The sequence below is a fragment of the Methanolobus sp. WCC4 genome (genome assembly GCF_038022665.1).
GTDB lineage: Archaea > Halobacteriota > Methanosarcinia > Methanosarcinales > Methanosarcinaceae > Methanolobus.
In genome coordinates this window covers 1,756,255-1,769,543 of the sequence record NZ_CP150629.1, presented here as the reverse complement: position 1 = coordinate 1,769,543, position 13,289 = coordinate 1,756,255, and the positions used below count along the sequence as shown (strand labels likewise).

At 43.4% G+C, this 13,289-nt stretch carries 16 protein-coding genes; 7 read left to right on the top strand and 9 right to left on the bottom strand.

Going from position 1 to position 13,289, the window contains the following annotated elements; all coding sequences use genetic code 11:
- Positions 1 to 102: 102 nt before the first annotated feature.
- From V7O63_RS08500 to V7O63_RS08490, 3 genes are all read left to right on the top strand, one after another.
- The gene (locus V7O63_RS08500) at positions 103 to 591 is read left to right on the top strand and encodes a GyrI-like domain-containing protein (RefSeq protein ID WP_340818014.1); all 489 of its coding nucleotides are present in this window, start codon (positions 103 to 105) and stop codon (positions 589 to 591) included.
- A 195-nt stretch (positions 592 to 786) separates the two neighbouring features.
- Positions 787 to 912: a symporter small accessory protein gene (locus V7O63_RS08495; RefSeq protein ID WP_340818013.1), complete on the top strand. Its 126-nt coding sequence runs from the start codon at positions 787 to 789 to the stop codon at positions 910 to 912.
- Positions 912 to 2,498: a sodium:solute symporter family protein gene (locus V7O63_RS08490; protein ID WP_340818012.1), complete on the top strand. Its 1,587-nt coding sequence runs from the start codon at positions 912 to 914 to the stop codon at positions 2,496 to 2,498. Before V7O63_RS08495 ends, V7O63_RS08490 begins: the two co-directional genes overlap by 1 nt.
- Positions 2,499 to 2,584: 86 nt before the next feature.
- Here the strand turns inward: V7O63_RS08490 and V7O63_RS08485 are convergent, their stop codons facing one another.
- Both V7O63_RS08485 and V7O63_RS08480 read right to left on the bottom strand, forming a co-directional pair.
- The gene (locus V7O63_RS08485) at positions 2,585 to 3,886 is read right to left on the bottom strand and encodes a HAMP domain-containing sensor histidine kinase (protein ID WP_340818010.1); all 1,302 of its coding nucleotides are present in this window, start codon (positions 3,884 to 3,886) and stop codon (positions 2,585 to 2,587) included.
- A 444-nt stretch (positions 3,887 to 4,330) separates the two neighbouring features.
- The gene (locus V7O63_RS08480; RefSeq protein ID WP_340820828.1) at positions 4,331 to 5,026 is read right to left on the bottom strand and encodes a metal-dependent hydrolase; all 696 of its coding nucleotides are present in this window, start codon (positions 5,024 to 5,026) and stop codon (positions 4,331 to 4,333) included.
- A gap of 72 nt (positions 5,027 to 5,098) precedes the next feature.
- Here V7O63_RS08480 and V7O63_RS08475 point away from each other — a divergent pair, with 72 nt between their 5' ends.
- Positions 5,099 to 6,253, top strand: a complete 1,155-nt coding sequence (locus V7O63_RS08475) for a DUF2117 domain-containing protein (protein WP_340820827.1) — start codon at positions 5,099 to 5,101, stop codon at positions 6,251 to 6,253.
- Positions 6,254 to 6,360: 107 nt separating this feature from the next.
- Complete coding sequence (locus V7O63_RS08470; protein WP_091933948.1) at positions 6,361 to 6,741, top strand: transcriptional regulator protein; 381 nt, start codon at positions 6,361 to 6,363, stop codon at positions 6,739 to 6,741.
- Positions 6,742 to 6,766: 25 nt separating this feature from the next.
- Here V7O63_RS08470 and V7O63_RS08465 read toward each other — a convergent pair whose 3' ends face one another.
- Entirely contained in the window at positions 6,767 to 6,979 is a 213-nt protein-coding gene (locus V7O63_RS08465; RefSeq protein ID WP_340818009.1) for a hypothetical protein, read from the bottom strand.
- A complete protein-coding gene (locus tag V7O63_RS08460; RefSeq protein ID WP_340818008.1) occupies positions 6,976 to 7,101 on the bottom strand; it encodes a hypothetical protein in 126 nt (41 codons plus the stop codon). Before V7O63_RS08460 ends, V7O63_RS08465 begins: the two co-directional genes overlap by 4 nt.
- A 210-nt stretch (positions 7,102 to 7,311) precedes the next feature.
- Between V7O63_RS08460 and V7O63_RS08455 the strand changes: the two genes are divergently transcribed.
- Positions 7,312 to 7,992, top strand: coding sequence for a hypothetical protein (locus V7O63_RS08455; protein WP_340818007.1), 681 nt, complete (start codon positions 7,312 to 7,314; stop codon positions 7,990 to 7,992).
- Between the two features lie 35 nt (positions 7,993 to 8,027).
- Here V7O63_RS08455 and V7O63_RS08450 read toward each other — a convergent pair whose 3' ends face one another.
- Positions 8,028 to 8,753, bottom strand: coding sequence for a MinD/ParA family protein (locus V7O63_RS08450; RefSeq protein ID WP_340818006.1), 726 nt, complete (start codon positions 8,751 to 8,753; stop codon positions 8,028 to 8,030).
- Between the two features lie 5 nt (positions 8,754 to 8,758).
- On the bottom strand, positions 8,759 to 9,172 hold the full coding sequence (locus V7O63_RS08445) for a helix-turn-helix domain-containing protein (RefSeq protein ID WP_340818005.1): 414 nt from the start codon (positions 9,170 to 9,172) through the stop codon (positions 8,759 to 8,761).
- Positions 9,173 to 9,344: 172 nt separating this feature from the next.
- Here V7O63_RS08445 and V7O63_RS08440 point away from each other — a divergent pair, with 172 nt between their 5' ends.
- Positions 9,345 to 10,022, top strand: a complete 678-nt coding sequence (locus V7O63_RS08440) for an ATPase domain-containing protein (RefSeq protein WP_340818004.1) — start codon at positions 9,345 to 9,347, stop codon at positions 10,020 to 10,022.
- 38 nt (positions 10,023 to 10,060) lie between these two features.
- On the opposite strand, the gene V7O63_RS08435 is transcribed toward V7O63_RS08440, so the two are convergent.
- The 3 genes from V7O63_RS08435 to V7O63_RS08425 are packed head-to-tail and all read right to left on the bottom strand — an operon-like array spanning position 10,061 to position 13,277.
- Positions 10,061 to 10,642, bottom strand: coding sequence for a hypothetical protein (locus tag V7O63_RS08435; RefSeq protein ID WP_340818003.1), 582 nt, complete (start codon positions 10,640 to 10,642; stop codon positions 10,061 to 10,063).
- Between the two features lie 23 nt (positions 10,643 to 10,665).
- The gene (locus tag V7O63_RS08430; protein ID WP_340818002.1) at positions 10,666 to 11,427 is read right to left on the bottom strand and encodes a GNAT family N-acetyltransferase; all 762 of its coding nucleotides are present in this window, start codon (positions 11,425 to 11,427) and stop codon (positions 10,666 to 10,668) included.
- A gap of 17 nt (positions 11,428 to 11,444) precedes the next feature.
- Complete coding sequence (locus tag V7O63_RS08425) at positions 11,445 to 13,277, bottom strand: hypothetical protein (protein WP_340818001.1); 1,833 nt, start codon at positions 13,275 to 13,277, stop codon at positions 11,445 to 11,447.
- Between the last annotated feature and the right edge of the window lie 12 nt (positions 13,278 to 13,289).

Here is a 13,289-nt window from a genome sequence, read left to right as displayed (position 1 = left end):
TATTTTCTCATCAGAAATACCCATTACTTTCACCCAACATACCACGAACCTTTATACTAAACACGACAAAAAAGGATTTGAGAATAAATATTGGTGATAGGTGTGGAGATCATTAAAGAACCTTCGATAACGGATTTAGAAGAACGAACAGTGGCCTATGTATCATTTGTCGGGAACTACATAGGAAATGCAGAAGTGTTTGCGGGTCTGTTTGGCAAACTTGGTAACTGGGCAGGGCCAAAACAATTGATGGGACCGGATACACTCTGGATGTCTGCCTATTATGATGACCCGGGCGTTACACCTCCTGAAGAGTTGAAGCTGGACGCATGCATGACCATTGGAGATGACGTTGAAGTTGAAGGAGAGATCAAAAAGAAAATGCTTCCCGGTGGAAAGTATGTGACAATGCGTGCTGAACTTACGGGAGCTGAGGAGTATGGCCCTGTATGGGAGAAAGTTGTTGACTGGGTGCTGCAGAGTAAACTTGAGATGGACCTGTCTCGGGCAAGTTATGAGGTATACTTGAATGATCCGGAGGAACATCCTCTAAAGCATCATATAGTCGATATATGCATGCCGGTAAAATGAAGGGAAACTAACATTTACTGGTCTTATTTTTTTGATAGATACTTAAACACACTGTCCTTTTTTAATAGCCCCGGCAACATACCAGCCACAGGCATGCAGTTTTATTTACTAAACTTTAAATAGAGTGTTATGCTAACAAATGACATGTTAGCTTTTATCATTATTTATTGTAAAGATTGAAAGGAAGGAGAAAACATGCTTGGAATAGATGACCCGCAGATATGGCTGGCTTACATCCTGTGTTTCGTAAGCGCCATTGGCTGCATAATATATGGAGCCCTTAAATGGAACGGTGACTCCGACGGAGAGGAGATGGACTGATGGCACTGAGCACACCTGTTCTTGGAGTAATAATACTTGTGTATCTCATGGTTATCTTCTATCTCGGATGGCTCGGATACAAGAAAACCAAACAGACCGAAGACTACATGGTAGCCGGAAGGCAGATACATCCTTATATCCTTGCACTGTCCTACGGTGCGACCTTCATCAGTACCTCAGCCATAATCGGTTTTGGCGGTGCTGCCGGTGCCCTTGGTATGGGACTTTTATGGCTTGCATTCATGAACATCTTCGTAGGGATATTCATCGCATTCGTCTTATTCGGTTCAAAGACACGCCGTATGGGACTTAACCTAAATGCCGTCACATTCCCTGAACTACTTGGAAGGCGTTTCCAGTCAAGGTTCATACAGGGATTCTCAGGAGCACTCATAGGCATATTCATGCCACTTTATGCAGGTATCGTACTTATCGGAGGAGCAAGGTTCCTTGAATCTACCCTCAATATAAACTATGACATTGCAGTTCTTATTCTCACAGTTATTGTAGCCGCTTATGTTATCACAGGCGGACTTATCGCTGTTATGTACACTGACGCTCTGCAAGGAACCCTCATGTTCATTGGAATGGCTTTCCTGCTCGTGTTCACCTATATCAAACTTGGAGGAGTTTCCGCCGCCCACTCGGCACTCACAGCCATGAACGACCTTGTACCGGATAGTCTTGTAGCTGGAGGACATATGGGCTGGACATCCATGCCTGCATTCGGCTCACCCATATGGTGGACACTGGTATCAACGCTGGTCCTTGGTGTGGGAATAGGAGTTGTCGCTCAGCCTCAGCTTGCTGTCAGGTTCATGACAGTAAAGAACGACACAGCACTCAACAGGGCAGTACTTGTCGGCGGACCATTCATCCTCATGATGACAGGAGTTGCCTTCACGGTAGGTGCACTCTCAAACGCATACTTCTACGAAACACTGGGCCAGATATCAGTCGTGGTTGCAGGAGGAAATACCGACCTTATCATGCCTGAGTTCATCAACAGCGCCATGCCTGAGACCTTTGTCATCCTGTTCATGCTGACACTGCTTGCAGCAGCTATGTCGACCCTGAGCTCCCAGTTCCACACAATGGGAACATCCATAGGCCACGATCTATATCGTGAGTTCATCAAGAAGGGAGAACTCGGACAGACCATCAACATTACCAGAGCGGCTATCGCATTCACCATCCTTGCAAGTGTAATACTGGCGTACATACTGCCTATCAGTATCATTGCCCGTGCAACAGCGATCTTCTTCGGACTCTGTGCAGCAGCATTCCTGCCAATGTACACCGGTGCACTGTTCTGGAAACGCATGACAAAGGAAGGTGCTATCGCAAGTCTTCTTGTCGGGACATTCAGCAGTCTGTTCTGGCTTGCATTCGTACACAAATCAGAAGCTGTACCACTTGGAATAAGCAAGGCGATCTTTGGTGTTGACACCATCCTCACAGGAACCTGGACCGTTGTGGACCCGATACTTGTAGCCACACCACTTGCATTCGTGGTTGCCATAGTCGTAAGTCTTGCAACGAAACCAACGCCTCAGGAACACCTTGATGTCTGTTTCAAGAAATAGGTAATATATTTACTTTAGAACAACCGGGTATCCGATACCCGGAAACTATTTTTTTGCTTTTGAGGTACTCCATTTATACCGGGAGATCAGGAGTACATACTATCAGTTAGACGCTCTTTTATCGGCAGGTCGATGTGGAACGTCGAGCCTTCGTCCACCTTGCTCTCAACACGGATATTACCATCATGACGCTGGATGATACGCTGGCAGATATTTAGTCCGAGACCAACACCGGGATATTTCCTTGTAAGGGTACCATCTCCCTGATAGAAATCATCGAATATGTGGCATATCTTGTCCTCGAATATTCCTATACCCCTGTCCTGAACACTCAACAATAAACGGTCATCTGATTCGGCCACAGAGATCGTGATAGTACTTCCCGCAGGAGAGAATTTGATAGCGTTATCAAGCAAATGGACCAGCGCCTGTAATAATTTCTTACTATCTCCGTGTATGAAAGGAACGATCTCCGGGACATCGATCTCAAGGATCTGATCCATTATCGCAAGCGACCTTTCCATATTCACACTGGCTGCCTCAATAACATCCAGTATATTAAGTGGATTGTATTCATAGAAATGCCCATCGGAATGTTCCATTCCGACATACACAAGTGAATCAATTATCCTTTCAAGCTTGTTGATATTGAAGATCGAAGTATCAAGGGCATTTTTCTGAGACTCCGTTGTCTGACCCAGACATCCATCATAAAGAAGTTCATTGTAGCCTTTAATTATAGACAGAGGGGTTTTAAGCTCATGACTGAACCTTGACAGAATATCGGCCTTCATCTTCTCAAGGGACATCATTTCTTCCTTATTTGAAGCAAGCTCTTTTTCATAGAGGATCATGCGAGCCTCCTGTTCATTCAGTTTCCTATCCTGTGAACCCATATGTATCAGGAGTTCAGCAAGACACCTGAAAAGACCTATCTTCTTACTGGCATCATCTTTACTGAAACAGGGTATCCTTTCAGAAGAATAATTAAAGACATCAGGGGTGACAGGGATCATTTCATCCGGAGTGAACGATGACCATTCCTCAGAATTCTCAAAAGAGAAGAATACAAATCTTGCAGTTAAATATGAGCCTTCAACAGGAAGAAAAAGGTCAGCAGCAACAAGCCCATTTTTAAATTCGAATGCAGAGCATTCATTTCCATACTCGGGGAAATGAGCGCTTCGTGCATGGACATTAAGACTGGTATCCTTTCTCATCCGTTCAATACAATGGAATATAGAGACCATATCACTCCATCCGGACGATGTGAATACATCACCATTCGGATCCACAAAAGAGAAAGGCAGATCAAAACCGCCATCGAAACGGTCCAGTATCTCATGAAGTTCATTGACGTTGAATATATCATAAGATCTGTGTTCCATGCCTGACTCCTTACGAATAGCAAACTCTTCAATAAAAAAGCTACTATTAAATTACAATTTATTTTGCTGACTACACAACATCATAATATAAAAAGGTATAAGAAACTAAGTTACACACTTAATTAAAAAAGTAAGCAGGTATAAAAATAAGGAAGTGTCTACAAAAATTAGTATGAACAATAAGATTATTTTGTTATAATTACAGAAAGTTTTATATAATATCGGGCTTCGGACAACAGGAATAAGGACATAGATGCAAAGCTCAAAACCGATGAATTATAAGATGTATTAAGAGCTGGCAAAAGCCGTATGACGAGAACTAAGAGGGGATATATGTGATAAATAATTATAACTCGACTTTTGCCTATGATAAGTTCGACATAATCAAATATAAACCTATCCGTTGTATATAAATAAAGATGAAATTATTTTATATACGAATCCTTATAAAATAATTGAGTCCCCGATTTCCGGAATCATTACATTAGTGTCAGGCACTGATTTTGTACACTCTGCAAAAATATGTGGGTCCTGGGCTATCACATCAAATGTATTGTAATGCATGGGTATTGCGATCTTAGGGCGCAACATCTGAACCGCAAGTGCGGCATCCTTTGCATCCATGGTATATCTTCCACCGATCGGAAGTATGGCAACATCAGGACTATAAAGACGGGAGATGAGTTCCATATCACCAAAAAGACCGGTATCTCCTGCATGATAGATGGAAATGTCCCCTGCCTTCACAATGAACCCTGCTGCTCTGCCACCATCAAAACTCCAGCCTGATTCATCGATAGAAGACGAATGTCTGGCATCGGTCATGATGAAACGGATACCGTCAACCTCTATATTCCCTCCGATATTCATACCGGAAGTGACTATTCCCTTCTGCCTGAGATACTGTGAGATCTCATGGATGCAGACCACAGTACAACCCGTCCTCTGCGCTATGCTTACAGTATCACCGAAGTGGTCACTGTGCCCATGTGTGACTGCGATAATATCCGGTTCCAGTTCATCGGCTTTGACCTCTGCTTTCGGGTTATCCGTGATGAACGGATCAATAAGGACCGTTATCCCAGAGAACTCTATCTGAAAACAGGAATGACCCAGCCATGTCAGTTCGACCTTTTCCATACAGCTCAATTGTATCTGCAAAATAATAGTCTATCGGCAGATATAATTGTAAAAGGACCTTAAAAGTTGAATATGGAAATAGGTGTGGTCGTCCATGGCCCTGAGATCGTGGACTCAGGCATGGCAAAAAAGGTCATTGGAATACTTGAAGAATCCGGAAATGTCGATTCTGTAATGGCAGGCACCATTGGTAAGACAGCTGTTCTTGATGCCCACCTCGAGGATGTCATAGACATAAGAAAAAACCTGAAACCAAGTATTTGCATAGAGGAGTTCTTCAGGACAAAGGATGCTGTAATACTACTGAACCATGGAAAGACCACAGAGAACGGAGTCCTTTTTGCCAATATAGTGATCTCAAGGATCCATAGCCGCACTGTGAAACCACTTATACATATAGAAAGACCCGGGATGCCTGATGGCAGGATAATCCCATGGAACACCGATTCCCTTGAATTTGCAAAGACCCTTGCCGACAAACTTGAACTTGAGATAACGGACATACCTGAACTTGTGACACCAATAAGCGTTGAGGACCATGGACACCGGGTCATACGACAGGTCTATGGAGTGCACCAGGGAGAGAAGATAATGATCAACGGCATCATTGTCGGATTCGCAAGGTCGGAGGATATCCGTATAATAAGTAAGGACGGCTTCATCACGGATATAGAAGGTGCAAGGGTCAAGGAACATGGTCTTGAGAAACTGCATGGTTATGAAAGGCGGGTACCTGTCGACCTGCGTACCTGCTGGGTGAAGAGCGGACCATTAAGAGGGAATCAGTTCTCTGTTCGCAATAAGGATACTGCTTTTAAGCATACATCAGATGAAGATGACCATCATCCTGATGCTGATGGCAGGATAAAGGTTGTAATTATCGACCATGAGGCCGAGAGATCTTTCGAACTTGTGGAAGGTGCACAGGCTGCAGTGACGATCGGTGATGATACTACTGAGATTGCAGGCGATATACTTTATCGGCTGAGCATACCCATCATTGGCATAACAGATGGGGATATCGACGGGTTCTCACATATGAAGCACATATACCCCGGCTCAACTGTGATAAGATTGAGACCTGAAACCGATGATGTTATTGGAAAAGAGATACGAGAGCAACTATTTGATGGGAAGTCTTCTGTTTATCTAGATTCGTTCGACATTCTCAGGAACAAAATTTTCACTATAGCGAAAAAATACACATTATTTAGAACAGATTATTAATTATTAAGTGCTTTAATTTTGCGCATATATAACTTTAAATATAATAATGTCATAGTATGAATTGTAGTTCGAAAGAGCTATTGTCAAAATCAAGGGGTTATTTGATTATGAAAGACTTTGAAGTAAAAATACTAGACGATACAGACTATAAGTTCATTGAGGCACTTAAGAGCCTTGGAATGTCCAGGAACGTTGCAACCACACTTACCTACCTTTCAAATGTGGATGAAGCTTCTTCCCAGGAGATTGAGATGAGTACCGGTCTGAGACAGCCAGAGGTCAGCGTTGCCATGAGGCACATGCGTGAAAGAAGCTGGATCGATATCCACAACAAGAAGGCAGTAGGCAAAGGCAGACCTACAAAGATCTACAAGCTCTCAGCACCTGTTGAAGACATCATCAAACACTATGAACAGAAGATCATAGAAGACACCAAGACTACGATGGATGCCATCACCAAGCTTAAAGACATTACAAAAAAGATGTAAGTATTTAAGTGTGTCCGGTCTGTACCTATCCCTGTGACGCTATGTACATGATAGTCAAGTTGCCGGGCACCGCAATTCCATCTATTGGAACAGCTTTTTTCTCTTTTAAAATAAGGACAGTTTCCTGGTTGATACCAAGAATGTCCAGTACATTTTCATAAGTGCTTCCATCCGGAACGTCCAGTTTCTGACCAGGCGTCTCCGAATTGATAAGTTCAACATTGATACTTACGGTCAATCTGTGATCTCACCTTCCATGGATTTGAGATCTTCGAGGTTTTCCTGCAATAGTTTTGCATCGAGTTCTTCGTGTTTCTTTTCGCCCTTACGTTCGTAGTCTCTTTTATGGAACTTTGACATATACAAAAACACCTCGAATAAAATCTGCTGCGATAGTTATTAACCTTTTCGGGAAATTGGAATATGAGACTGACAGGCACAGCGTTATCGCCCATAGACCATTGATGCTCTTTGCCACGGGTCGTGATTATTTAGAAAAATATAAATCCTATTCAAGACACTAATATTATAATACATTAAAAATAATAAGTTCATCCGGCAGAGATAAAAATGGCACCCAACGACCAGGATCAGACACTTATGGAATTTCTCAATATACTTGACAGGGAAAGTTCCGTTCTTTCCTATACTGAAGGCTCCGAAGTACCTGACCTTCTCAGATCACTCTCCAGAGAAATAGAAAAGAGAGATGCAGTACCTGTTATCAAGATCATATGGAATGAAAATGAATTGCCGGATGAAGATGGTACAGGAAATGTCACCTCGTTCCACCTGTTCAAGAACTTCACCACTACAATGATCAGGATCGGGAAATTGTTATCCGGCGAAAAACATCTTGTGGTCCTTTCTGACCTCTCCAGCCTTGAGCAGTTAGAGAACAACAGGCCGTACATTCATTTTCTTTCTGTCCTGCTTCGCAAATGTGAAAAGTACGAAAGTACGGTGCTGACAACGATGAATGATGAATATACATGCATGTCTGTAAGGACCGATCTCATACCATTTTTCAATAACCTGTTCATGCTTGAGAAAGGCAAGAGGATAAAAGAAGCAAAAGATGGGGCTATTGACCTGAGATATACCATCGATGAGGACAGGCTGGTCCTTGAGCCTTACATGCAAAGTGATATGAACAAAATAAAAGAGATATTCAGCCTGACACCTGAAGAGAAAAAAGAACTTGACAGGATAGTTGGCCAGAGCCTCGAAGAATACAGGACCTCAATGTAAGGTCATCAGGTCCATATCCGGTCCTTCGACAAGGATTATCCTATCAGTAATTCTGCTATTGCTTTCAATTGAGTACAGTAGCTGCAGTCAGGTTCATCCTTCATAGGGATCTTCCTTGACCAGGACCTTGCAACTGATTCATCATAAGTGATAAGTCCAAGAAGCTCCGTACCGAGCTTGTCACTGAAATCAAGAACTACCTCATTGATCTCATCCTTCTTGTCAAGAGGTATCCTGTTGAAAAGGAGGGATGCATGAGTTCCAAGTTTTGTGGCCATGTTCGACAGGACATAGGTTCCCCTTATATCCTGAATATCGATGGTCGACACTATGGTTGCCTTGTCAGCTATGTTCATTGTAAGAAGGCTTGACTTATTGATACCGGGACTGCAATCGAACAGGAAGTGATCGATGTCAAGTCTTTCTCCTGTCTTTTTAATAAGGTCCAGAAGCTTATCCTTCGCCTCACCGGGAGTTGTGAACAGGGCGGATATGTCCTCCTCACATGCCTTTGAAGGAATTATGTAGACATCAGAGCCCTCATACCTGTAAACAACCTCATCGGCACTGCACAGGCCCTGAAGGAAGTCTATGAGTGTCATATCGTACCTGATATCGAACAGTGAGTGAAGACCCGGACCGTTGACATCAGTATCTATTATACATACCTTCTTGCCCTGTTGCGAAAGCATGACACCGAGGTTACCGACAAATGTCGTCTTGCCAGTACCACCTTTATATGAATGGAAACTCAGAAGCATTTAACTCACCCAAGTAGCTGGTCAAGTTTGTTCTCGACCTCTTCAACTGCGGACCAATACTCATTGTTCTTATTATCCGCTTTTTTGCTCAGAGAGTAATAGATCTTCTTACCTCTCCTTTCCCTCTCAAGCCATCCGGCCCTGTAAAGTTCATTAAGGTACTTGTTCTCGATAGAGCGATGCCTTCCTGTTATCTCACTCACCTCGTCCGCTGTACATGATGTAAGTTTGGATACAGCGAACAGGGACTTGCGGATAGAATCAGGGACTGTCAGAAAAGCAGCCATCTTATCGTTGACATCGGGAGAATTACGGGATTCAAGTTCGATAACGCGTAACTCCAGTGATCTCAACCGGTCGTTCATATCACGCAGATACTCCAATATCTCATTGTTACTATTATTATGCAGGTCAGACATGATCATCAACATACAGGAAAGTGTTTTTAGATATTATAATCAATTAAATTGAACTGATAATATATAAGGTTGCTTAAATTCATCCGGCATAGAATGAATTTAGTTCCACGATATTTTCTGATCCACGACAAACTTATAAAAGATCAATACGTAGATAAAGAGAGTGGAAGATATGAGAACACCATCATATGTTGCAAAGTTTGACCATCTTCTCCACGGAGGTTTTTTAAAACCATCTTCTGTCCTGATAGCTGGCTCATGCGGAGCAGGCAAAACCAATCTTTGCATGCAATCATTGTTCAATGCTGCTAAAAACGGAGAGAGATGTGCTTACATTTCAATGCTCTCTGAATCAGAGGATAAGATGATCAGGGCTTTGTCAACCTTCTCATTCTACAATGAAGAACAGGTAAAGGAGAATCTGGACCTCTATTCCATCAGTTCTGACATAGTTGCAAAAGGAGATTTTGCCATATTTGAATACCTGAACGAGAATATCCTGAAAAAGAGATACTCGAGGGTTGTTATAGATACGATGAACATATTGGAAGACATCGAAAGTACCTTTGATGAGCGACCTTTCCACAGATCCGAGCTAAGATCCTTTGTCCAGAACCTGCTTCAGGAATTCGATGAAAAGGACATACTCCTGATGGCTACCTGTGAGATACCTGCTTCTGACATAGACTCCAGCCTCTGGCCCTATATGTTCGACACTGTTATCCTGCTGGGCACAGAAGAACATGACAACACACCTTACAGATATCTTGAGATCTTGAAAGAGAGAGGAAGCGATTTTACTATGGGTAAGCACAAGTTCAGGATAACTGAGGATGGCATTGTCCTGTGAAACTCAGAACACCCATCTTTACCACCTTCTGAACATACTCAAAGATGCAGGTCCAGTGAATTCAGTTCACGCTGGCTGTGGACCTTTATGATATTGTTCAGTTTCATACGCACATTCTTGGTACCTGCCTCACTGGTGAAATGAGAAAGGACCTCTGTAAGCTGATCGATCATGAACTGGTAATCACGTTCTGTACCTGAATCCCTGAGCTTCTGCATTGCTGCTTCCGCCACATCCGAGGTCCAGTCCGTGTTCGAATAATAGACCTTATCCTCGATCTCCAGCTTTTTTCTTGCAACCTCGTTGTTCACTCTTGCAAAGATAAGCTCAACAGTATGAGGATCACCTACGAACTCGTTCATGAACTGCATGATATCCATCACAACCTCAAAATATGGTATCTCGGGATTCTCACACTCCTTGAATAGCTGGGACAGCTCAAGACGTATGTTCTTTTCCATGGGCTTTAGAAGATAGCTAGTAATATCATCTATCACAGAGGCACAATTACCGGCATCCATATCCGCTGATAGCTCATACGTACTCACCGGCATCGTATTGTACTTGCCGTAATATTTCAATAGATCCTTACGCAACCGTTGAACATCCATATTTGCCAAGATATCACCTGAATCATCATAAATTACCTGTACTCAAATCCTTTGAGGAACGAATCCATCTCATCTATCAATTTGTTATCCAGCAACTCCCTTGAGTTATCAAATAACAGCTGGAACTCACTGATATCTTTCTCTGTTATCGACTTACCCATATTGGTCTTGAATTTCAGTGATTCGTATCTGCCTATCAGCTCAGGCATCACCATACGCGGGTAACTGCCAGCCATCGTCTTTAACATATTCCTTGCACGCGGATACGGCAGGATCAGATGGCCCCTGTATCTGGAAGAAAGATTACTACTACCGGAATTCAGTCCTGTGAACTTCAGTTTCTCCTTAAAGAAACGTGCAGCTCCGGAGTTATCCGGCATAGTTATCACATTGGTCTTCAGATGCCTTACAGCTATAGCAAATAACAGGCGTCCTATACCTACATGCCTGTGGGAAGGATGAACCTCTATGCTCCTTAACAGGTGAACCGAATGATGAACCACATTCGTTTTTCCCCTGTAGGTCCTCTCGGTGGCATCAGATATCTTCTCGAACCTTGCAAAACCAACAAGTTTTGTATCGTTCACCGCAACGAAAAGATGATGACCCGAACTTATACTGCTCTTAAGCAGGAAATCATAAGGCATGCCGAACTTGTTATGGAAATAATTGAATCCTACATTGCTGGATCGTCCAATATCAATACTAAGATCGTCCACCGATGAATCTGTTTCCAGAACGCCATAACTGATCGCTCCGGCCATGTGTAATACATCCAAACCTTCAACTGACATTATTTATCATCTGGACCTTAAGCGTTCACAGGTTCCGTTACTGAATAGAAAGTGTATCTGCCCTTCTTTGTGGTATTAACAAGATGTTCCTGTTCCAGATATGACATCACAAGGGAGAGCTTTTCATGATCGATCGGGAAACCCTGCTCATTTATCTGTTTCTCAAGTTGCTTAAGGGTTGCAGAACCAAGTACTGAAAGCTGACCTGTGATAACATCCTCTATAGGGGCATCTGTAAGTTTTACAGGCCGGGTCTCTTCTGCCACATAGAGAGGCGGCATATCTTCATGAACACCTGATATCCCATCTTCGACAGGGACATCAACAGGCCTTACGGACTGGGACTTTTCTGCGACATGCAGATGCTGGATCTCCTCATGAACACCTGATATCTCCTCCTCAAGTCCTTTCAGCTTCTGAGAATTGAGCATGCTCTCTTCAAGCTGTTGCTGCATGGAAATGAACATTTCTTCCACGCTGGCCTTAAAGGATTCCATCTCACCGGAGATTGCCGACAGGTCTTCCCTGCTTGCCCTGGAACCAACCATCTCCTCTATCTTTGAGATATCAGGGGCCTCCACAGGCTCAGATGGGGCAGAGAGGGCATTTGCGGAAACCGGAAGGTCCTTAAGCTCCATGAGTGTCCTGTTGAGCTTGTTTATAGCCTTCGTATGAAGGTTAACAGCCTTTGCTATTGCTTTCATCTGTTCCCTTACCTCATCGAGCTCCTCACCTTTGCCTGCCAAATCCTCAATATGGTTGTTCTGCAGTTCAGCCATGAAACTGACATTTTCTGTTATATGGGACAGCTCGTCCCTGAACTCAACGACATCGGATCTTATCTGGTCAAGACAATGTTCGTGTGATACCACTTTCTCGATAGTGTATTCCCTGCTTCCTGTTTCTACAAAAGCACGGAAATCCTGGGAATTGTAATTAGGAACATGCTGGTACAGCATTTTGAATAACTCGATATATGTACCATGTATCTGTTTCACAGAGACTATCTTAGCTGCAATGGCCTCCGAAAGTCCCTTTACTATGAATGTCTCGTCCTCGAACCTGAAGAAATCCACTCCGGCACTGAACTGGCGTACGCTCTCCCGGGCATCCTCCACCATATCACATGATTCCCTGTCCCCGTAGATCTCAAGCATGGCGCTGTACAGATCGTTCAGTGTCTTTGCATAGGTTATCTCAAGAACATCAGGCGGTACTTTTGTCGCATCAAGGGCTTCGGCATTCACGGAATCCTCTGCCTGGACCACACGCCTCAGTTTTTTGGAGAAATGATCGAAGTCCGTCTTCAGTTGCCTGAATTCAGTATCATCCGCACGTGCCTGTATCTCATTGCCCAATGAAGATATCAGATTCCCATTCACATCTAAGCTGGATTCCACCCATGACTTCATCTCATTGAGACGTTCCTCAAAGGCAACTACACGAGATTCAAGTTCAATGGCCAGTTTCTCATCTTCTTCTTGAATGGATGAGAGGTCAGTATCTTCATCCACCAAAATAATACCATCTGTTACTTCTGGAGCCTTATCTTCAAAATTATCGGGTCCCGAGTGATCATCAGTGACAGGTACAAGGGCCTTTACGTCCCCGGGATCAGCATCATCATTGTCAACGGAGATGGCAATATCAGACTCATACTCACCTTCAATATCATCAGCATGCCCATACTCTCCTTCAATGTCAGCATCATACCCATGCTCACTACCAGGAACATCATGGCCTTGATCATTGATGATCGCTGGCTCAGCCTCCTCGAGTTGAGCTTCTTCTGTAAATGCAATGTGGTCTTCCGGTTCTATGGTTCCCAGGTCCTGTATCTCATCATCCATTCCATATCACCT

Bases quoted from the DNA above. Each gene is read 5' to 3' on its own strand.
- V7O63_RS08425 (WP_340818001.1), bottom strand. From the start codon at position 13,277: ATGGATGATGAGATACAGGACCTGGGAACCATAGAACCGGAAGACCAC.
- V7O63_RS08430 (WP_340818002.1), bottom strand. From the start codon at position 11,427: ATGTCAGTTGAAGGTTTGGATGTATTACACATGGCCGGAGCGATCAGT.
- V7O63_RS08470 (WP_091933948.1), top strand. From the start codon at position 6,361: ATGAAAGACTTTGAAGTAAAAATACTAGACGATACAGACTATAAGTTC.
- V7O63_RS08495 (WP_340818013.1), top strand. From the start codon at position 787: ATGCTTGGAATAGATGACCCGCAGATATGGCTGGCTTACATCCTGTGT.
- V7O63_RS08445 (WP_340818005.1), bottom strand. From the start codon at position 9,172: ATGTCTGACCTGCATAATAATAGTAACAATGAGATATTGGAGTATCTG.
- V7O63_RS08440 (WP_340818004.1), top strand. From the start codon at position 9,345: ATGAGAACACCATCATATGTTGCAAAGTTTGACCATCTTCTCCACGGA.
- V7O63_RS08460 (WP_340818008.1), bottom strand. From the start codon at position 7,101: ATGTCAAAGTTCCATAAAAGAGACTACGAACGTAAGGGCGAAAAGAAA.
- V7O63_RS08490 (WP_340818012.1), top strand. From the start codon at position 912: ATGGCACTGAGCACACCTGTTCTTGGAGTAATAATACTTGTGTATCTC.
- V7O63_RS08485 (WP_340818010.1), bottom strand. From the start codon at position 3,886: ATGGAACACAGATCTTATGATATATTCAACGTCAATGAACTTCATGAG.
- V7O63_RS08450 (WP_340818006.1), bottom strand. From the start codon at position 8,753: ATGCTTCTGAGTTTCCATTCATATAAAGGTGGTACTGGCAAGACGACA.
- V7O63_RS08475 (WP_340820827.1), top strand. From the start codon at position 5,099: ATGGAAATAGGTGTGGTCGTCCATGGCCCTGAGATCGTGGACTCAGGC.
- V7O63_RS08480 (WP_340820828.1), bottom strand. From the start codon at position 5,026: ATGGAAAAGGTCGAACTGACATGGCTGGGTCATTCCTGTTTTCAGATA.
- V7O63_RS08455 (WP_340818007.1), top strand. From the start codon at position 7,312: ATGGCACCCAACGACCAGGATCAGACACTTATGGAATTTCTCAATATA.